Source organism: Halogeometricum borinquense DSM 11551 (assembly GCF_000172995.2).
Classification (GTDB): domain Archaea; phylum Halobacteriota; class Halobacteria; order Halobacteriales; family Haloferacaceae; genus Halogeometricum; species Halogeometricum borinquense.
This window is the reverse complement of the sequence record NC_014729.1, coordinates 126,119-144,118: the sequence shown is the minus strand read 5'-3', so window position 1 is coordinate 144,118 and position 18,000 is coordinate 126,119. Positions and strand designations below refer to the sequence as shown.

Here is an 18,000-nt window from a genome sequence, read left to right as displayed (position 1 = left end):
ATCAGTCGTCGGTTAACTCGTCGTACTCGGCGGCGAGGTCGTCGAACGTTCGGTCGCCGCCACGGACCGCGCCGAGTTCGTCGGCGAGTGCGGAGACGGGAACGCGGATCTGCCGACCGGAGTCGCGCTCGCGGACGGTGACGGTAGTCTCGCCGTCAGATTCGAGGCCGTCGCGGTCTACGGTGATGCAGAACGGCGTGCCAACCTCGTCCTGTCGTCGGTAGCGCCGACCGATGCTACCGGAGTCGTCGTAGACGACCGAAAGTCCGGCGGCGCGCAGATCATCGACGATTTCGTCTGCGAGGTCTACCAGTTCGGGGACGTTGCTCACGAGGGGGAAGACGCCCACGTCGCGCGGGGCGACTTCGGGAGACAGCGATAGGTAGGTTCGTTCCTCGTCGTCTACCTCGTCCTCCTCGTACGCGTGTGCGAGGAGTGTGTACACCGTTCGGTCCACGCCGAACGACGGTTCGACGACGTGCGGCGTGATGTGCTCGCCGTTTATCGTCTGCTCTTCGACGGCGAAGTTCGTCACGTCGGTTTCGACCGTATGGGTCTCGCCGTCCACCTCGACGGTCACTTCGTCGCCGTCGAAGGCGTCGGGGTCGCGCTCGGCCAAGCGTTCGAGCGCGTCTTTCACGTCGCCTGCCGCGCCGCCGAATTTGGGGCCGAGAACGGACATGTCGGGATCAACGACGGCGCGTTCGACCGTCTTCGGTTCGTCGTACTGCCGGAAGACCGTGTAGTCTTCCTCGGAGTACTCGGCGTGCTTCGAGAGATCGTAGTCCGACCGGTAGGAAAAGCCCGCAATCTCGATCCAGTCGCCGTCAACTTCGCTCTCTGCGTCCCAGCAGTCGCTGGAGTAGTGTGCGCGTTCGCCCGCGAGATGCTGACGGAAGCGGAAACGGTCCATATCCACGCCGACTCGCTCGTACCATTCCTGAGCGATGCCGAGGAAGTAACCCAGCCACGCGTTACCGATACTGCCGTCTTCGACGGCGGCACCGATGGTCGTCTCGATGTAGTCGCCGTCGTCTTTCTGTTGTTCGGTCGCGGGGTAGAGGAGAACTGCCACGTCTTCGACCGCGGAGAGATCAGGTTCGTCACGCTCGGGATCGATGAACTGCTCTAACTCGGCCTGCGTGAACTCACGCGTGCGGACGATGCTCTTCCGCGGCGAAATCTCGTTGCGGTAGGCGCGGCCGACCTGCGTCACGCCGAACGGGAGGCGGTTCCGGGCGTACTCCTTGATGCGCGGGAACTCCACGAAGATGCCCTGCGCCGTCTCCGGACGGAGGTAGCCCGGGTCCGAGGAACCGGGACCGATGTTCGTCTCGAACATGAGGTTGAAGTTATCGACCGACTGCCCGGCGAGTTCGGCACCGCAGTTCGGGCAGACGAGGTCGAGAGCGGCTATCTCCTCTGCGGCTTCTTCGAGCGAGAGCGTCTCCGCGTCTTCGAGGTCGGAGTTGTCTTCGATGAGGTGGTCCGCGCGATGCGACTCGGCGCACTCGGGGCACTCGACGAGCATGTCGTCGAAGGTATCGAGATGGCCCGAGGCCTCGAAGACGGGTTCGGGCATGATCGTCGGCGCGTCGATTTCGAGATTGCCCTCTTGGACGGTGAAGCGCTCGCGCCACGCGTCTTCGACGTTGGACTTCAGCGCGGCACCCTGCGGGCCGTAGGTGTAGAATCCGGCGGTGCCGCCGTAGGCTTCGCTGGAACCGAAGTAGTAGCCGCGGCGCTTCGCCAGTTCGGTAAGGCGTTCGCCCTCAGTTCGGTCCGCGGTCATCTACAACGCCTCCAACAGGTCCACGTCGCGGACGATGCCGGTAAGTTGGTCGCCGCCGACGAGCGGGATTTGTTCGATGTCGTTGGTGATCATCGCCTGCGCCGCTTCGACGGCGGACGTGCGCTTCGAGACGGTGACCAGATCCGTACTCATGAACGTCGAGACGGGTTCGGCCGGAATCTCGACGTTGCGGGTGGGGATGTAGCGGTTACCGACGGCTTTGATTCCCTCCCACATCCAGTCGTCGTCCTGATTTGCCACGGAGTCACCCGTGTCATCTTCGCCTTCGACGACGCGGGCCACGTCGATGATGTCCACTTCGGTCAGGATGCCGGACATCGTGCCCGTCTCGTCGAGAGCGACGGCGTAGGGGACGTTCGCGTAGAAAATCTCGCGTTCGGCGACCGTCAGCGGCGCTTCCTCGTACGTGGTGTTCACGTCTCTGGTAGCCACGTCGGCCGCGCCGGCGTCGAGTTCGACTTCGCCGCGAGCGATGGCGCGAATCACGTCGGTGACGGTGATGATACCTTCGAGCGTTCCATCGACGACGGGCACACGGCGAGCGTTCTTCTCGACCATCATGTGGGCCACGTCTTCGACGGACGTATCCGCCGTCGTCGTCGGCACGTCGTTCATCAGAACGGCCAGTTGGTTTTCGTCCGGGTGTTCGATGAGGTCCTGACGGGTGACGATGCCGCGGTAGGCTTCGCCGTCGTCCGTTCGCTTGACAACCGGAACAGAGGAGAAGCCGCGCTCTTGGAGATACTCCAGAACGTCGTCGCGGGTGCCGGGAAGTTCCACGGTCACCACGTCCTCTCGTGGGGTCATCGCGTCGGCTACGTTCATACCCCGTCGTACTTTCCGCCTCCTCTTGTAGTCTGCGAAGGCGTGCGACCCGCTCCCGCGGTGGTTTCGTGGTGTCGTTTCGCTATTCTGAACCGCCGGCTTCCCGTCGCCGCCGATTCAGACCGGGACGACGCCGAATACCGTTTCCATGAGATAGGAGGCCACGAGCGCCCAAATACCTCCAAAGAACACACGGAGCCCCCACGACGACCGATGCACCGGGTTGGGAGCGAGCGAATCCGGCAACAGCGTCACGGGACCGCTGTCGCCGTCCGTGACGTTGTCGTTCTCGGTAGCACCGTCCGGAACATCGGTCGGCGCGCCGGGAGCGTCCTCGTCGCGGCCGCGCTTCCACGCACGCTTCGGCCGAAGCATGAGCAGTGACCCGCCCATTGCGAGAAAGCCGAAGATAAACAGGCCCCGCTTGAATCCGACGAGACCGTTGCCGATGACTAGCCCGATGAGTCCCAGAAGAACCGACCCACCGAGGAGGAATACGACACCCCACGTAGCAGCATCGAGGAGGGCTCGGAGGAGTTGACCGACGGGCGGCATCCCGTCGTCTGGTTCGGTGTCGTCTCTCGGGCGGGAATCGATAGTATCCGAGTCGAGGTCCATAGGCGGTGAATACGGTACGTTATGCGGACAGCGTGGTAGTCGTTACTTTTGCGCCTCGTTTTCAATTCTAAGGAACGGCAATGTCGTTCCGACGAGTTTATGTATGGGTGTTACCGACTGTCAAACATGACGCCGAATGTGACGGCTGCGTCCGACGCGTCGCGCGCTGAGGTGATGGCCTCAGTGGACTCCACGCCTGCTCGCTCGGAGTTCATTATCGCAGACATTTCCTGCGACAACGCGTGGCTCTCGATGACAGTAGAGGAGGCACCGTCACTTCGAGACTGGGCCTAAGGGCCCACGAACCGGCGGGCGCGGCACGTCCGTCGGTTCCAACATAACTCGGTTTTCGAGACGAGAGCGTCGTTCGGCGCTCTCCTTGCTACTTTCTTCCCCGAGCGTCTGCCGTGCCGAGTGGGTTCGTCTGCGCTGGCCAACAGCAACTGTGAACACTTTTGGCGCTCCCACACGAGCACCTGTCTATGAACTATCGGGCAGTCGAATCCAGTCGAGAGTTCCTCGTCTCGCTGGACAATGGGGCGGATTGGCGGGAGGAAATCGAGGAGTTTGCCCACCTCGAAGATATCGAGTCGGCGTGGTTCAACGCCATGGGCGCGGTGCAGGATGCCGACGTGTGGTTCTACGACCAAGACGACCAAGCGTACCGGTCGGTGACGTTCGACGAACCGCTGGAAGTCGCCGCCTGCGTCGGTAACATCGCCCTCTTGGACGATGAACCGTTTGCCCACACGCACGCCGTCCTCTCGCGGCCAAGCGGGCAGTCGTTGGCGGGTCACCTCAACGCCGCAACCGTCTTCGCGGGCGAGGTGTACATCCGCGCGTTCGACGAACCGCTCGAACGCGAGCACGACGACGTAACCGACCTCGACCTCTGGTTGTAAACGTGCACGAGGACGACGAGCGGTACTTCGCGCGAATCGAGGACCGTCTTGACGAGGCGTTCGATCTCGCTCGCGCAGCGAAAGGGCAAGGCCGGGACCCGCAACCCGAAGTCGAGATTCCAGTCGCCAAGGACATGGCCGACCGGGTGGAGAACATCCTCGGAATTCCGGGCGTCGCAGAACGCGTCCGCGAGTTAGAAGGGCAGATGTCCCGCGAGGAGGCCGCCCTCGAACTGGTGAACGACTTCGTCGAGGGCAGTGTCGGTGACTACGACTCCCGTGCGGGGAAAGTTGAAGGTGCGGTTCGGACAGCGGTCGCCCTCCTCACCGAGGGGGTCGTCGCCGCACCCATCGAGGGGATCGACCGCGTGGAGATTCTGGAGAACGACGACGGAACGGAGTTCGTCAACGTCTACTACGCCGGGCCGATTCGCTCCGCCGGCGGGACCGCACAGGCACTTTCAGTTCTCGTCGCCGACTACGCTCGGTCGCTTCTCGGCATCGAGGAGTACAAAGCGCGAGACATCGAGGTCGAACGCTACGCCGAGGAAATCGACCTCTACGACAAGGAGACGGGGCTTCAGTACTCGCCGAAGGACAAGGAGACGAAATTCATCGCCGAACACATGCCCATCATGCTTGACGGCGAGGCGACGGGCGACGAGGAGGTGTCTGGCTTCCGTGATCTCGAACGGGTAGACACCAACTCCGCCCGCGGTGGCATGTGTCTCGTCATGGCCGAGGGTATCGCACTGAAGGCACCGAAGATTCAGCGTTACACTCGCCAACTCGATGAAGTCGATTGGCCGTGGTTACAGGACCTCATCGACGGCACCATCGGCAAGGACGACGGCGACAAAGCGGACGCGGACGACGATGGCGACGACGAAGAAGCCGACGCCGAGGACGACGAGGCCGACGACGGGGAGACGCCCGACTCACCCGAACCGGCCGGTCCTGCACGCGTCGATCCCGCGACGAAATACCTCCGTGACCTCATCGCGGGTCGCCCCGTCTTCGGCCATCCGAGCGAAGCGGGTGGGTTCCGACTGCGATACGGTCGGTCTCGGAACCACGGGTTCGCAACGGCGGGCGTTCATCCCGCGACGATGCACCTCGTGGACGACTTCCTCGCTACGGGCACGCAGATAAAGACCGAACGCCCCGGGAAAGCGGGCGGGGTCATCCCGGTCGATTCCATCGAAGGGCCGACTGTTAGACTTGCAAACGGCGACGTGCGCCGTATCGACGACCCCGAGGAAGCGCTCGAAGTCCGAAACGGTGTCGAGGAAATCATCGACCTCGGCGAGTATCTCGTCAACTTCGGCGAGTTCGTGGAGAACAACCATCCGCTCGCGCCAGCCTCGTACGTCTACGAGTGGTGGGTACAGGAGTTCGAGGCGGCGGGTGCGCCGATTCAGGCTCTCGAAGACGATCCGAGCGTGGACCTCGAACATCCCACGCCGGAACGTGCCTTCGAGTGGGCCACCGAGTACGATTGCCATCTCCACCCCGACTACACCTACCTCTGGCACGACGTGAGCGTCGCGGAGTTCGAAGCGCTTGCTGACGCCGTTTCGTCCGGGCGAATCGCGGACGTGGAGGCCGATGGGGGAGTCGTCGTCCGACCGACCGACACCGATCCGACCGACGGCATCCTCGAACTCGACCGTACCGAAGACGTAACACGAACGCTCGAACAACTCCTCGTCGAACACACGCAGACTGAAGAGACACTCCGGATTCCGGAGTGGCGACCGCTCGTCCGGTCGCTTGGTCTCACCGAGGAGTTAGAGCAAACGTGGGACGACCTCTCCGCCGAGGCGCGCGAGTGGGACGGCGGCGACAACGCCGTGAAGGCGGTCAACGAAGTCGCACCGTTCGACGTGCGCGAGCGCGCACCCACGCGAATCGGTAACCGAATGGGTCGCCCGGAGAAGTCCGAATCCCGTGATCTCTCGCCTGCGGTCCACACTCTGTTCCCCATCGGTGAAATGGGCGGCAGCCAACGCGACGTTGGTGAGGCGGCCCGCGAACGCAACGAACGAGGCGCCCGCGGCGAGGTGAACGTTCTCGTCGGTGACCGACAGTGCCCTGACTGCGGCACGCAGACGTACAAAAACGTCTGCCCGGAATGTGAGACACACACTGAACCGCACTACGAGTGTGAGGAGTGCGGGACCGTTGTCGAACCCGACGAATCGGGACGCGTCTTTTGTGAACGCTGTGAACGCGAGGTAGAGAGTCCCGATTGGTACGCGATCGATATCGGGGCCGAACTCCGTGCCGCCTTGGAAAACCTCGGTGAACGCGAGTCCTCCTACCCCATCCTCAAGGGTGTGAAAGGCCTCACATCCTCGAATAAAACACCCGAACCTATCGAGAAGGGCGTTCTGCGAGCAAAACACGGCGTTTCGTCGTTCAAAGACGGGACTGTCCGCTACGACATGACCGACCTGCCGGTCACGTCGGTTCGCCCCGCGGAACTAGATGTCACGGCCGATCACTTCCGCGAACTCGGTTACGAGACCGACATCAACGGCGAACCCTTGCAGTTCGACGATCAACTGGTCGAACTCAAAGTGCAGGATATCGTCCTCTCGGACGGTGCGGCCGAACACATGTTGAAGACGGCCGATTTCGTGGACGATCTTCTGACGGAGTTCTACGGATTAGAGCCGTTCTACGAGGTTTCCGAGCGCGACGACTTAGTCGGCGAACTCGTCTTCGGGATGGCTCCGCACACCTCCGCCGCCGTCGTCGGGCGGGTGGTCGGGTTCACCTCAGCGGCCGTCGGCTACGCGCATCCGTACTTTCACGCCGCTAAGCGGCGGAACTGCGACGGCGACGAAGACTGCGTGATGCTCCTCATGGACGGTCTCCTGAACTTCTCGAAGGAGTTCCTCCCGGACAAACGAGGGGGACAGATGGACGCGCCGCTCGTGATGTCCTCGCGCATCGATCCGTCCGAAATCGACGACGAGGCGCACAACATGGACATCGTGCGGCAGTATCCGACTGAGTTCTACGAAGCCACCTTGGAGATGGCTGATCCCGGTGAGGTAGAGGATCTGATTCAACTCGGTGAGGACACCCTCGGTACTGATGACGAGTACCGCGGGTTCGACCACACCCACGACACCTCCGACATCGCTCTCGGCCCGGACCTCTCGGCGTACAAGACGCTCGGGTCGATGATGGACAAGATGGACGCGCAACTCGAACTCGCGCGGAAACTCCGCGCCGTGGACGAGACGGACGTTGCCGAACGCGTCATCGAATACCACTTCCTACCTGACCTGATCGGGAACCTTCGCGCGTTCTCTCGCCAGGAGACGCGGTGTCTCGACTGCGGGGAGAAATATCGGCGCATGCCGCTGACGGGCGACTGCCGGGAATGTGGCGGCCGAGTCAATCTGACGGTCCATCAAGGCTCCGTCAACAAGTACATGGACACCGCCATTCAGGTGGCAGAAGAGTTCGACTGTCGGCCGTACACGAAACAGCGTCTCGAAGTCTTGGAGAAAAGTCTGGAGAGCGTCTTCGAGAACGACAAGAACAAAGCGTCGAAGTTAGGCGACTTCATGTAACGTCCGCGAACGCAGGCCGTACCGAGTGTCGCCATCGTGTCGCCGTCTTCGGTGCGGTTCCACTCAGATATCTGCTCAGTTCGATGTTCCTGTCTTTGTCTCGACCCGGAACACCGGTAATCGAATTTATGGCTTCGGATGACATACTGTGACACATGTCCGGGGAGAAATCAATCGCAAGCATCGGTACGACTGTGTACACCGAGGACGGCGACGAACTCGGAACCGTTCGTGGTTTCGATGAGGACGGGTTCTTCGTGACGACACGGGAGGGAATCGCCAGCCTCTCTATCGAACACGAACGGGCGGGACATGAGTTCGGAGAGGCAGAACTGATGTGGCGGTGTGCCAACTGCGGTGAGATGGATACGTTGGACGAGCTTCCCGACTCCTGTCCGGGTTGCAATGCACCCAAAGAGGAACTGTACTACTGGACCGAGGACTGATACGGTCGGTTGTCCTCGCTCGTGACACGGCCGGTTGTCGCTGTGTCGGACCGCCGGACCCGACCGCTTTTTTCGCCCCGCATCTATCGCTTCGCATGGACGTACTCGTCTTCGGTGCCGGGAGTTTGGGAACCCTCGTTGGCGCACTCCTCGCGCGGGTTCACGACGTGACGCTCGTCGGCCGCGATCCGCACGTCTCCCACGTCCGCGAACGCGGCGTCACGGTCTCCGGCGCTATCGAAGCGCAGACGGCGCCCGATGCGACCACCGAGTCCGACGGCCACCGTGCGGACCTCGCCGTCGTCACGGTGAAATCGTTCGATACGCCCACGGCCGCGGCCGCGCTCAGTACGGGCGCGTTCGACGCGGTACTCTCGCTCCAGAACGGGCTTACTGAGGACGAACTCGCGGCACGACTCGATGCACCCGTTCTCGCCGGAACCGCAACGTACGGCGCACGCCTCCGCGAACCCGGCCACGTCGAATGCACCGGTATCGGCAGGGTCGTTCTCGGCGCACGAGACGGCGGCACCGACCGGCGCGCTGAACGTGTGGGGAAGGCGTTCCGCGACGCGGGCATCGAGACGCTCGTCGCCAGCGATATGCCGCGACGACTCTGGGAGAAACTCGCGGTCAACGCCGGAATAAACGCCGTCACCGCCCTCGCTCGCGTCGAGAACGGCGCGCTTGCAGACGGTCCGGGTCACCAACTCGCCCACCGTGCCGCCCGCGAAACGGCCCGCGTCGCTCGTGCCGAAGGTGTCTCGCTCTCGAATCGCCGCGCCGAACGGGCGCTTGATGAGGTAGTCGAAGCGACGAGCGCGAACCGGTCGTCGATGCTCCAAGACGTCGATGACGAGCGCCGAACCGAGGTCGAAGCTATCCATGGCGTCGTGGTTGCACGCGCCGATGCACACCGGTTGTCGGTGCCGACGAACCGGACGCTCGCTGACTTACTTCGGACGTGGGAAGCAGGCCGCGGCGTCCGCGAGTGATGGATAGGCTGAAGTCAGCTATTCGAGATAGCCGAGGTCGCGGAGTCGTTCCTGCGCTTCTTCGTCCATCTGCTCGACGGAGTCGTCTGACACGTCGTCGTCGAGGGCGTCCGTCCACGCGCCGCCGATGTTCGACTCGAACTTCGAGAGCGCGGATTCGGTTGCTTCGATGACGTCGTCGCCCGCCTCTGAGAGGTCTTCCGTCTCGTCGGGATCCTCGTCTAAACGGTAGGCTTCGTCGGGGATGCGGTCGATGCGGACGTATTTCGATTCGGGCCGTCGGGCGGCACGCATCCGCGAGTAAAAGCGTGAATCTTCCGAAAGCGTGATGCCTGCACTCGATGCTTTCTCCTCTAACTGTTTCAGTTCCACTACAGGGCGAGAGTACTCTATGAAGGCGTACTCGCCGTCTCGAATCTGTCCGGAGTCGTCGTTCGACGCCTTCGAGAACTCTCGGTAGGACGCAGAGAGAAGCGACCGCGTTCGGTCGAGTGCGACGGCGTCGTCGTCGGGTTCGGCGGGCGTGCCGCCTTCGACATCGAGTGCGTCGAGAACCGTGTGGTACATGTCAATGAGTTCGACTTGGTCCTCGTGTCGGTCCTCCTCTAACGCAGGGTGTTTCACCATCAGGGGGACGTTCACGAGCGGGTCGTAGAGGCCGAACTCGTGGCCGTACAGGTCGTGTTCGCCGTGGAGTTCGCCGTGGTCGGCGCAGACGACGACCATCGTGTCGTCCCAGCGGCCGGTCTCTTTCAGCCAGTCGAACAGGCGGCCGAGTTGGTCGTCGATATGTGCTATCTCGGCGTCGTAGAGGCCGCGGATGGCCTCCCATTCCTCCTCGTCGATGTCGCGTGCGCCCGAGTTGTACTCCTTGGAGTTTTGGCAGATTTCCGTCGAGTCAACGCCCGGTGCGAACTCCCGTGCGAACCGATCCGGCGGATGGTACGGGAGGTGGGCGTCCATGAGATTGATGAACGTGAACGACTGTTCGGACCCCTCGATGAACGTCATCGCCCGGTCGATGACGGCGGGCGTCTTCGAGTCCGCTCCGTCGCTCCCTGCGAGATATTCGTGCGCGACGTTGCCGATGCTGACGAGTTTGTCCGCCAGCGTTCGAAGCGAATCGTTGTCGTTCAGCGTCTTCCACATCTTCGCCAGCGGTCCCGAAAGGAAGTCGCCCGGCATCACCTCGAAGAAGTTGTCCTGGTCAGTGAACCCGTCTGTCAGGTGGGTGTACGGCGTGATCCACGCGTTTGAGGAGTAACAGGCGGTGTCGTATCCGGCGGCAGAGAGTGTCTGTGCCAGCGTGGTCGCACCCTCAAGGTACGGATTCTCTTGGTCTGCGCCGTGTCGAGAGGGATACATACCGGTGAAAAGAGACGCATGGACGGGAAGCGTCCATGGCGCTGGTGCAACTGCTTGCTCGAACACCGTCGCCTCCTCAGCGAACGATTCGAGATTTGGGGTGGTCGGCCGGTCGTATCCGTACGGCGTGAGTCGGTCCTTCCGGACCGTATCCATCACGACAAAGAGAACATTCTCGGGCGACTCGCTACTCATACCCACCTCTCATGGAGACGGTATGAAAGAGCCTCCGGTTCCTGCGTCACCTGCAGGAGAGACCGAATCAGTTAGAACGGGGCCTGTGGGCCTTCGTCGCTGTCGGAATCGTCGGAACTCGACTCTCCGGGGAACGAGGGAGACATACTATCGTGGCCACCGTCTCCGCCCATTCCTGTCTCTGCATTTACCTTTTCGATCTCGGGAATCTCCTTGACCATCCGACTCTTGATCGCTTGGATGGTCATCGGCGAAATGCCGCACCCGGAGCAGGCACCCCCGAGCATGATGGTGACCTCGCCTTCCTCGCGGTCGAGGTGCTGGATGGCAGCGGAGCCACCGTGCATCTGAATTTGCGGGAAGTTACGACGCAGGAAGTTGGTGACGCGCTCTTTCAGGTCGTCGTCGGTGTTGCTCGCGTCCGTACTCATGATTCGCGGTTCGGGATGGACGTGCTTAGACCTTTGGTTCGGGGGAACGACTCACCCGTTTAGCCCGAAAATACGTCGGTGTTCGGCCACGAGTTCGTCGAGGTAGCGGTCCAATACGGCGTCGAGTTTCTCGTCTTCGACGACGACACCTGTCAGTCGTTCGCTCGGATTCTCCGGCAGTTGGATGTGGAAATCGCCGTCCTCGTACATCGGTTCGGACTCGTTCAGAATCTGCTGGTCGATGGCGTGGATGAGTGTTGAGTCGTACTCTTCGTTCATCGTGTTGAACGCGTTCTTGTACGCCCGCTGGAGTTGCGGGAAGTAGTGGACGTACTTGTCCTCGAACTTCTCCGGGTCGAAATCGGCCATACTCGGGATTTTCCGTTCGAGAAGAAAAGTCGGACGGTTGGTCTGCGGTGGTGTTTGCCAGCACGGATGTTCCGATTCGACGTCGAACTGGATTGCACTCTATTCGGTATAGCATTATCTGATTTATCCATGCCTTCTGTCCATTCAACAGGATTCTACTTCAGAATCGGTGAGACGGTCGAGAACACCGCTTTGGCTTCCAGAACTGTCTGTCTGGCTGGTGAGAGTGTGCTCTCGGTTTCAAGACGACGTGAACGGTTCAAACTCCGTTGATGTACTGTCTCTGTGAGAATGGTGGCCTACGCGCCCGTCATCCGGTTTGGGAATTAGCTTGGACCCCGTCAACATTCTGTGTTCTCCTCTTTTTAAATAGCTCCGCGAGTATTGGCACATAATGAACACTATTCAAGACGGTAGCAGAGCACGGTTGTTGAGGGTGATTGGAGGATTGGCTTTAGTGGTCCAATCAATCGTTTTTGAGAGTACGTTTGGAATAGTGACGGATCCTGGCGTCTCTGGGATCCTTAGAGATGTTTTGAGTGGCGGACTGTTGCTGGTGGCGTCGGTCTGCCTCCTTGTGGGTGTGTATTTCCGCTAACGTGTTTTGCTGGTGACGCATTCTCCATCTACTCATCAGAGGCCCGGTCGAGATCGTGGGTGAGTCGGCTGCTGGCGAGTTTGGAACTGCTTCTACAGAAGTACGCGAATCTTCTGATAGTTACTTCGTCTTTGAGGAGTACTGCGCGTCGAGCTAAGTGAACGCCTGTTCCACGAGCGCAGCGAGTTTGTGTGATAAAGATACGAGCGCATACCCCCGTCTTTAGGCGGGGGTCAAGCGGACAATAGCCTACACACCCACCGACAACGCCACGTCTGGATTTCCCACCATTCTCTCGGTGGTATTAGGACGCTGACGGACCATAGGGCCACGACCGGCCTGAAATCCCGTGGTGGGATTCCCGCGTCTTTAGGCGCGGGAGGAGGTCAATAGCGACTCTAAACCAAGAATGCGCATTTTGACCCATGGATGGATGAACTCAGTTGTATATCTTATAATGCTATACAGAATGGTGGTCAGAATTTCACAGAACTAACTGCCAGATTCATAGGGCGGAGGCATCACGTATTGGTTAGTATCGGAGCCCTACTTTTCAGATTTCGACGAATAGAGTCCGTAGTCTTCTGGACTGTACTCATCGGTCACTGACAGGACGAATAGCGCTCCGAACAAAGCGAGGGAAATGTAGAATACGTCCAACCGCTGTCGGCCGACGTGAATGAAGTCGGTTCCCGGACTGGCGAAGATGATTGTTGCTACGATGCCAACGATTCCGAGAACCGCATATTGGTAGGTGTGTATTTTAGTGTATAGCCGAAACCATTTCCCCATACCTACTCAAGGGCGACTATCAGTAAGGTTTCTTCGACGTTCGGAGAGGGCCTATTCAGGCTGATTCGGTCTGCCGTACCTCGTGAACCAGCATCACAGACGTGAGGAGAAACATTACGAGGAGAGAACCTCGCAAAGTGTACTTGGACTAGATCGCCCTCTATCAATGAATCCAAGGATAATCCAGAGCCGTTGTTGCGATGGCAGATCTGCTTGCCTCATCGCTCATATTGTTCATGCTGAGCGATGGCTCTATCCACCGACTAACCCTGGCTCACTCCGGCGTTCGCTGAGACTCGGTAGCGGCGTGGTTCGGCTACATTCGTAATCTATCCGCGACTACCGACACCGGTTACCTATTGTGCAAAACCAGTAGCGACGTGGGTGATCAGACGGCTTTCTGCACGGTGTCTGAGTCTACTCGCAGCGGACTTGTGGATGTCTAGTGTCGCTGCGAGTTCGGTGAGCGTACACGCTCTGGGGTCGTCGTAAAATCCTTCTTCGAGGGCTGTCTCGATGAACTGCCGCTGTCGGTTCGTTAGTATTGTGGCGGTGTCGTGGGACTGGGACAGAGAGAGTACCTGATACGGAATTTCCGCTGCTGTAAGTTCTTCCACATAGCTCGACAGACTGTCGTGACCGGCGACAACGTGTACGGAAAACCAGCCGTTTTGGAGGGTTGTCGGATAAATCGAGATACAACCGGATTCATACAGCGGGTCGTAGGCTCTCGAATGCTTGGTGAGAAATTGGAGAAGTACGACCTGTGAATCCGCGTGAAGGACTTCTACGTTACCGACCTCGGGTGTTGTTTCGAACTCTTGGATTACGTCGCCACCATCGGGTGTCCGAACTTCGAGCGTGACAAGCGCTCCTTGGTCACGGAGTTGCGTCGCCAGCAGTCGGAACACATCAGCAGGAAATTCCGTTGAGAGTTCTGCGAGCCATCCCCCGATTTTCTCTCCGTTTAGCTTGATCTTTAGGTGCGGCATTGACAGAGATTATTCCTAACTACATTTAAAGAGAGCAACTTGTTCCCAGTCATTCCTACGCTCATTGCGGCTCTCTCCTCACTGTGGTCGAAATGAAACAACACTCGACGACCGATTCCCGTACTCACGGTGGGACAGATCGATGACAACCGACTCGCTTACTCCTCAAGAACGGGAGAACGAGCGCATTGCACGTCGGATTCCAGAGGATGTCTTCGGTGACGGTGGCCTCGACGTACTTGGTGACCTGTACGCACCGAACGCCGTTGATCACAATCCGTTCGGGTCCCAGGAAGGATTAGAGGCAATCCGAGAATCCTACGAGTCGTTTCTCTCCGCGTTCCCTGATATCACGCAAACAGTCGAGCGCAGTGTCGTTCACGGTGACGTAGTCGCTCTCCATATTACCAGCCGAGGGACACACAGCGGAGTCCTCTGGGGCATTGAACCGACAGCGAAGGAGATAGAGGTCCAACAGATGGCGTTCGTCCGCATCGAAGACGGGTTGATCGCCGAGCGATGGTTCCTCTCGGATAACCTGACGCTGCTTCGGCAACTCGGCGTTGTTGACTTTCCGTAGTCGCCCCTGCCAGCAACGCTCGCTGTGACGAACTCGGCTCTCTGATCGAGTGCAAGACCAGCAAGCCGTGGCGTCTCCAACACTCAATTATTGAGTCGGATGGCGTACAGGATGCACAACCCGCCGATGGCCTGTGTCAGTTGGATACTGGTCTGCTCGATGAACGGGTCGAATTCCAGAAGGTGGCTCGCTGGAAGGATAAGAACCTGCGTGAGTAGCAGGGACCCGAATCCGAGAGCGAAGAACTTCATCGCACGGCTTTGATACCGTCGATATCCCTGATAGGAGATCACCGTGATACTCACCATCGTACTGAAGATGATGAACGCGAGAACGCCGTAAACGACGGTCTCGATCGTGATCGCTACGTCGAACGGTTGCAGTGGCACTATCATAGTTTCTCGACAAGGTCTGTGAGGCGCTCTGCCATCGGCTTGCGGCGTTGTATCTCGATATCGAATCCATCAGCGGTGATCTGAATGCTCAGGCGGTCGAGATTCGTTCGGAACTCCGTGAAGTGGTGTCCGTCCGCTTCCGGCCGCTTTCGCTCGCTGATCAACCCGTGTTCACGGAGCGGGTCGAGTCGTCGATAAATCGTTGATTCGGACACGTTACACCGGTCGGCGAGTTCACTGACGGACATATACTGTTCGTGAGCCTGAACGAGGATACATCGAGAGCATTGGTCGTCGATGACGCCGGCAATCGCACTTATCTCCGGGTCCACGCACACTACTATGCCGATTTCTGGCTCGGGTATTTAAACACTGAACTACAGCCGCAGACCTTGCAGTCGTGACTCTGGCTTCATTTTCTGCCAGTGGGACAGCAGAGATGATGTCTGGTCTCTCGAAGCCCTCCGCCCGATTCATGCGGATCAACGACGGTGAGCTCTCGTGATGTTGCGAACGGACGGACTCAGCAAGCAGTACGGATCGGATACGTGGGGGATCCGCGATGTCTCTCTCGAACTTGATGAGGGTATTCACGGGCTTCTCGGACCGAATGGAGCGGGAAAATCAACGTTGATGGGCATTCTCACGACGGTGATGAAGCCGACGGCAGGCACCGCATATTGGAACGGGAGCGATATCGTTGACGCTCCCGATGCGGTTCGACCCGTTCTCGGATACCTCCCGCAAGACTTCGGGACCTATCCGGATTTGACGCTCTCCGAATTCCTCGAATACCTCGCGGCGCTTTGCGGACTCGACAGCGAGACGGCGAGCGCGCGGATCACAGAACTCATCGAACTCGTCAATTTAGCTGACGCCAGAGATCGCAAGCTCAAGACGTTTTCCGGCGGGATGCATCAGCGAGTCGGCATTGCACAAGCGCTGCTCAACGATCCCGAGTTGCTCGTCGTTGACGAACCGACGGTCGGTTTGGACCCGGAAGAACGCGTCCGACTCCGGAACGCTCTGTCGAACACCGGTGACGACCGAGTGATCATCCTCTCGACGCACATCGTCCCCGATGTCGAAGCGACGGCAAACAAAATCGCACTGCTCGATAACGGCCGTATTCTCGCTCACGAGAGTGTCGAATCTCTCATCGACCGCGTTGCAGGGAACGTCTTCACGTGTCAGATTCCACGCGCGGAGGTAGCGGCCTTCCGAGAGCGGTATCAGGTCTGCCGTTCGGTACAGCGGCCAGACGGTGTTGACGTTCGCCTGATCGCCGAGACAGAGCCACCCGAGACTGCTGAGCCTGTTTCGGCGACGCTCGAAGATGCGTACATCAACATGATCGACCGGTCTGACGGGGATTGACGTGGGACGAACGAGACTGCGGCAGGCGTACCACGTGGCGCGAGCGGATTTCCTACAGCGCGCTCGATCACGCCAACTGGCCGTCGTACTCGCTGTGATCGCCTCCATTGGTTATCTGGTCAACACTGGCGGCGTCAAACTCGCTTATCAGGTCCGTTCGGATGGGACGTTACAGGCGTTTCACGGAGAACCTACGGCGGCCTATATCGGATTGAAAGCGGGAATAACCGGTGCCATCGTGCTACTTTTCGGCGGCTTCTATCTGATGAAAAACGCGCTGCAACGCGACCGGAACCACGGCGTCGCACAACTGGTCGCACGCACTCCGATTTCGGATCGGACGTATCTCTTCGGAAAGTGGCTTAGCAATCTCGCTTTCGGAGGCGTGCTTATCCTGACGCTCGGTGTCTCGTCGATTGCCAATCACGCTGTCCACGGAGTCGGACCAACGACGCTAACAGCGCTGTTAATCCCGCTTCTCGCCTTTGCGTTCCCGGTCGCTGCGCTCGTTTCCGGGCTAGCACTCTTCTCCGAAACCGTCGATCCCCTGAACGGGATGTTCGGGAATATCTGTTACTTTCTTTTCATGCCTGTCGTGCTCGGGTCAACTCTCACCCCTGTCGGGGACATGCTGCCCGGTCAGTTGCCTCTCTGGGTCAAAAGTCTCGATCTGATGGGCTACATCGCCATTTACACGCTGACAGCGAGTTCACTGCTCGCTCAGCAGCCGGTGTATGCAGGCGGGTTGCCATCGGTTGGGACGTTGGAAGCGACGCGGGCGTTCTATTGGAACGGCGGCGCGTGGCCGCTGTGGGTGTATCCGCAGCGACTCGGAGTGGTTCTCTGCGGACTCTGTATCGTTCTCGTTTCGACCGTTCCGTTCGACCGGTTGCATGAAACCGACCCGGCTGAGGATTCTGGATGGCTCTTGTGGGCGTCTGTACCATCGGTACGAAACGGGCTGTCGTCTCTCTTGTCCGCTCTCTTGTCCCGACTCGGTGGGAAGCAGACCAACTGTGACGGGGAACAATCCGAACGACCGGCTATCGAGTCACTCTCGTTGACGCCCGTTGCGACCCGTGATGCTGGCGGATTTCATCGCCTGCTCGTCGCGGAGCTTCGGCTTGCACTTCGTGGCCGACCGTGGTGGTGGTACGGCGGAGCGATCCTCCTCGTCGGCGTGCCGGTCGTCACTCTCGTCACCACGGGAGCCGCGAACATCTCGGTCGAACCTGTTCGCACGTTCGTCTTTCCGATAGCCGCTATCTGGCCGCTGATCGTCTGGTCCGACATCGGCGTTCGGCCGGTTCAGCATCGAGTGTTGCCGCTCGTTCTCTCCTCGCGGTACCCGCTGAAACAACTCATCGCAGAGTGGCTCAGCGGGATTATCGTCGCAATCGGCGTGGGAAGCGGCGTTTTCGCAGTGTACATCGCAACTGGTCACACGGGTGCCTTGCTCGGCTTTGTGAGCGGCGTGCTGCTCGCCCCGTCTCTAGCGACCGCAGCGGGGAGTTGGAGTCGTTCGACGACGCTTTTCGAACTCTCGTATCTGACGCTCTGGTATGTCGGGCCGCTCAACGGCGCTCAGCCGGTCGATTTCATCGGTGCAACCGACGCCAGCGTCGAGATGGGCATCCCGCTCGCGTTCGTCGGGCTGAGTGCCGTGCTGGTGGGGACAGCGTTACTGCGCCGCACGTTAGAACTCGGTTGACCACTT

At 59.8% G+C, this 18,000-nt stretch carries 17 protein-coding genes; 8 read left to right on the top strand and 9 right to left on the bottom strand.

Annotated elements, in window-relative coordinates:
* Position 1: 1 nt before the first annotated feature.
* From glyS to HBOR_RS00775, 3 genes are all read right to left on the bottom strand, one after another.
* Positions 2-1,792 carry a glycine--tRNA ligase gene (gene glyS, locus HBOR_RS00785; RefSeq protein WP_006055558.1) on the bottom strand — a complete coding sequence of 597 codons (1,791 nt, stop codon included), beginning with the start codon at positions 1,790-1,792 and terminating at the stop codon, positions 2-4.
* The gene (locus HBOR_RS00780; RefSeq protein WP_006055557.1) at positions 1,793-2,638 is read right to left on the bottom strand and encodes a CBS domain-containing protein; all 846 of its coding nucleotides are present in this window, start codon (positions 2,636-2,638) and stop codon (positions 1,793-1,795) included.
* 117 nt (positions 2,639-2,755) lie between these two features.
* Positions 2,756-3,256, bottom strand: a complete 501-nt coding sequence (locus tag HBOR_RS00775) for a DUF7555 family protein (protein ID WP_006055556.1) — start codon at positions 3,254-3,256, stop codon at positions 2,756-2,758.
* A gap of 126 nt (positions 3,257-3,382) precedes the next feature.
* Here HBOR_RS00775 and HBOR_RS19805 point away from each other — a divergent pair, with 126 nt between their 5' ends.
* From HBOR_RS19805 to HBOR_RS00755, 5 genes are all read left to right on the top strand, one after another.
* Positions 3,383-3,550 carry a DUF7556 family protein gene (locus tag HBOR_RS19805; protein ID WP_006055555.1) on the top strand — a complete coding sequence of 56 codons (168 nt, stop codon included), beginning with the start codon at positions 3,383-3,385 and terminating at the stop codon, positions 3,548-3,550.
* A 188-nt stretch (positions 3,551-3,738) separates the two neighbouring features.
* Positions 3,739-4,158 (top strand): PPC domain-containing DNA-binding protein, encoded by a 420-nt coding sequence (locus HBOR_RS00770; RefSeq protein ID WP_006055554.1) that lies wholly within the window; start codon positions 3,739-3,741, stop codon positions 4,156-4,158.
* Between the two features lie 2 nt (positions 4,159-4,160).
* Positions 4,161-7,748: a DNA polymerase II large subunit gene (locus HBOR_RS00765; RefSeq protein WP_006055553.1), complete on the top strand. Its 3,588-nt coding sequence runs from the start codon at positions 4,161-4,163 to the stop codon at positions 7,746-7,748.
* 155 nt (positions 7,749-7,903) lie between these two features.
* Positions 7,904-8,194 (top strand): DUF7130 family rubredoxin-like protein, encoded by a 291-nt coding sequence (locus HBOR_RS00760; protein ID WP_006055552.1) that lies wholly within the window; start codon positions 7,904-7,906, stop codon positions 8,192-8,194.
* 95 nt (positions 8,195-8,289) lie between these two features.
* On the top strand, positions 8,290-9,189 hold the full coding sequence (locus HBOR_RS00755; RefSeq protein ID WP_006055551.1) for a ketopantoate reductase family protein: 900 nt from the start codon (positions 8,290-8,292) through the stop codon (positions 9,187-9,189).
* Between the two features lie 18 nt (positions 9,190-9,207).
* On the opposite strand, the gene HBOR_RS00750 is transcribed toward HBOR_RS00755, so the two are convergent.
* The 4 genes from HBOR_RS00750 to HBOR_RS00725 form a co-directional block, all read right to left on the bottom strand.
* Positions 9,208-10,749 (bottom strand): sulfatase, encoded by a 1,542-nt coding sequence (locus HBOR_RS00750; protein WP_006055550.1) that lies wholly within the window; start codon positions 10,747-10,749, stop codon positions 9,208-9,210.
* 71 nt (positions 10,750-10,820) lie between these two features.
* On the bottom strand, positions 10,821-11,180 hold the full coding sequence (locus HBOR_RS00745) for a NifU family protein (RefSeq protein WP_006055549.1): 360 nt from the start codon (positions 11,178-11,180) through the stop codon (positions 10,821-10,823).
* A 51-nt stretch (positions 11,181-11,231) separates the two neighbouring features.
* Positions 11,232-11,549, bottom strand: a complete 318-nt coding sequence (locus HBOR_RS00740; RefSeq protein WP_006055548.1) for a DUF5783 family protein — start codon at positions 11,547-11,549, stop codon at positions 11,232-11,234.
* A gap of 1,746 nt (positions 11,550-13,295) precedes the next feature.
* Positions 13,296-13,931: a helix-turn-helix domain-containing protein gene (locus tag HBOR_RS00725; RefSeq protein ID WP_006055546.1), complete on the bottom strand. Its 636-nt coding sequence runs from the start codon at positions 13,929-13,931 to the stop codon at positions 13,296-13,298.
* 142 nt (positions 13,932-14,073) lie between these two features.
* Here HBOR_RS00725 and HBOR_RS00720 point away from each other — a divergent pair, with 142 nt between their 5' ends.
* Positions 14,074-14,511, top strand: coding sequence for an ester cyclase (locus HBOR_RS00720; RefSeq protein WP_006055545.1), 438 nt, complete (start codon positions 14,074-14,076; stop codon positions 14,509-14,511).
* Positions 14,512-14,594: 83 nt separating this feature from the next.
* Here HBOR_RS00720 and HBOR_RS00715 read toward each other — a convergent pair whose 3' ends face one another.
* Positions 14,595-14,906, bottom strand: coding sequence for a DUF7521 family protein (locus HBOR_RS00715; RefSeq protein WP_006055544.1), 312 nt, complete (start codon positions 14,904-14,906; stop codon positions 14,595-14,597).
* Positions 14,903-15,244: a winged helix-turn-helix domain-containing protein gene (locus HBOR_RS00710; protein ID WP_241432368.1), complete on the bottom strand. Its 342-nt coding sequence runs from the start codon at positions 15,242-15,244 to the stop codon at positions 14,903-14,905. Before HBOR_RS00710 ends, HBOR_RS00715 begins: the two co-directional genes overlap by 4 nt.
* 166 nt (positions 15,245-15,410) lie before the next feature.
* Here HBOR_RS00710 and HBOR_RS00705 point away from each other — a divergent pair, with 166 nt between their 5' ends.
* Both HBOR_RS00705 and HBOR_RS00700 read left to right on the top strand, forming a co-directional pair.
* Positions 15,411-16,283 (top strand): ABC transporter ATP-binding protein, encoded by an 873-nt coding sequence (locus HBOR_RS00705; protein ID WP_006055542.1) that lies wholly within the window; start codon positions 15,411-15,413, stop codon positions 16,281-16,283.
* Position 16,284: 1 nt separating this feature from the next.
* Complete coding sequence (locus tag HBOR_RS00700) at positions 16,285-17,994, top strand: ABC transporter permease (protein WP_006055541.1); 1,710 nt, start codon at positions 16,285-16,287, stop codon at positions 17,992-17,994.
* Positions 17,995-18,000: the final 6 nt, after the last annotated feature.

What these genes read in the sequence shown, in the direction of transcription:
- HBOR_RS00720 (WP_006055545.1), top strand. Translation starts at nt 14,074, where the DNA reads ATGACAACCGACTCGCTTACTCCTCAAGAACGGGAGAACGAGCGCATT.
- HBOR_RS00775 (WP_006055556.1), bottom strand. Translation starts at nt 3,256, where the DNA reads ATGGACCTCGACTCGGATACTATCGATTCCCGCCCGAGAGACGACACC.
- HBOR_RS00760 (WP_006055552.1), top strand. Translation starts at nt 7,904, where the DNA reads ATGTCCGGGGAGAAATCAATCGCAAGCATCGGTACGACTGTGTACACC.
- glyS (WP_006055558.1), bottom strand. Translation starts at nt 1,792, where the DNA reads ATGACCGCGGACCGAACTGAGGGCGAACGCCTTACCGAACTGGCGAAG.
- HBOR_RS00705 (WP_006055542.1), top strand. Translation starts at nt 15,411, where the DNA reads ATGTTGCGAACGGACGGACTCAGCAAGCAGTACGGATCGGATACGTGG.
- HBOR_RS19805 (WP_006055555.1), top strand. Translation starts at nt 3,383, where the DNA reads ATGACGCCGAATGTGACGGCTGCGTCCGACGCGTCGCGCGCTGAGGTG.
- HBOR_RS00780 (WP_006055557.1), bottom strand. Translation starts at nt 2,638, where the DNA reads ATGAACGTAGCCGACGCGATGACCCCACGAGAGGACGTGGTGACCGTG.
- HBOR_RS00725 (WP_006055546.1), bottom strand. Translation starts at nt 13,931, where the DNA reads ATGCCGCACCTAAAGATCAAGCTAAACGGAGAGAAAATCGGGGGATGG.
- HBOR_RS00745 (WP_006055549.1), bottom strand. Translation starts at nt 11,180, where the DNA reads ATGAGTACGGACGCGAGCAACACCGACGACGACCTGAAAGAGCGCGTC.
- HBOR_RS00750 (WP_006055550.1), bottom strand. Translation starts at nt 10,749, where the DNA reads ATGAGTAGCGAGTCGCCCGAGAATGTTCTCTTTGTCGTGATGGATACG.
- HBOR_RS00740 (WP_006055548.1), bottom strand. Translation starts at nt 11,549, where the DNA reads ATGGCCGATTTCGACCCGGAGAAGTTCGAGGACAAGTACGTCCACTAC.
- HBOR_RS00770 (WP_006055554.1), top strand. Translation starts at nt 3,739, where the DNA reads ATGAACTATCGGGCAGTCGAATCCAGTCGAGAGTTCCTCGTCTCGCTG.
- HBOR_RS00715 (WP_006055544.1), bottom strand. Translation starts at nt 14,906, where the DNA reads ATGATAGTGCCACTGCAACCGTTCGACGTAGCGATCACGATCGAGACC.
- HBOR_RS00755 (WP_006055551.1), top strand. Translation starts at nt 8,290, where the DNA reads ATGGACGTACTCGTCTTCGGTGCCGGGAGTTTGGGAACCCTCGTTGGC.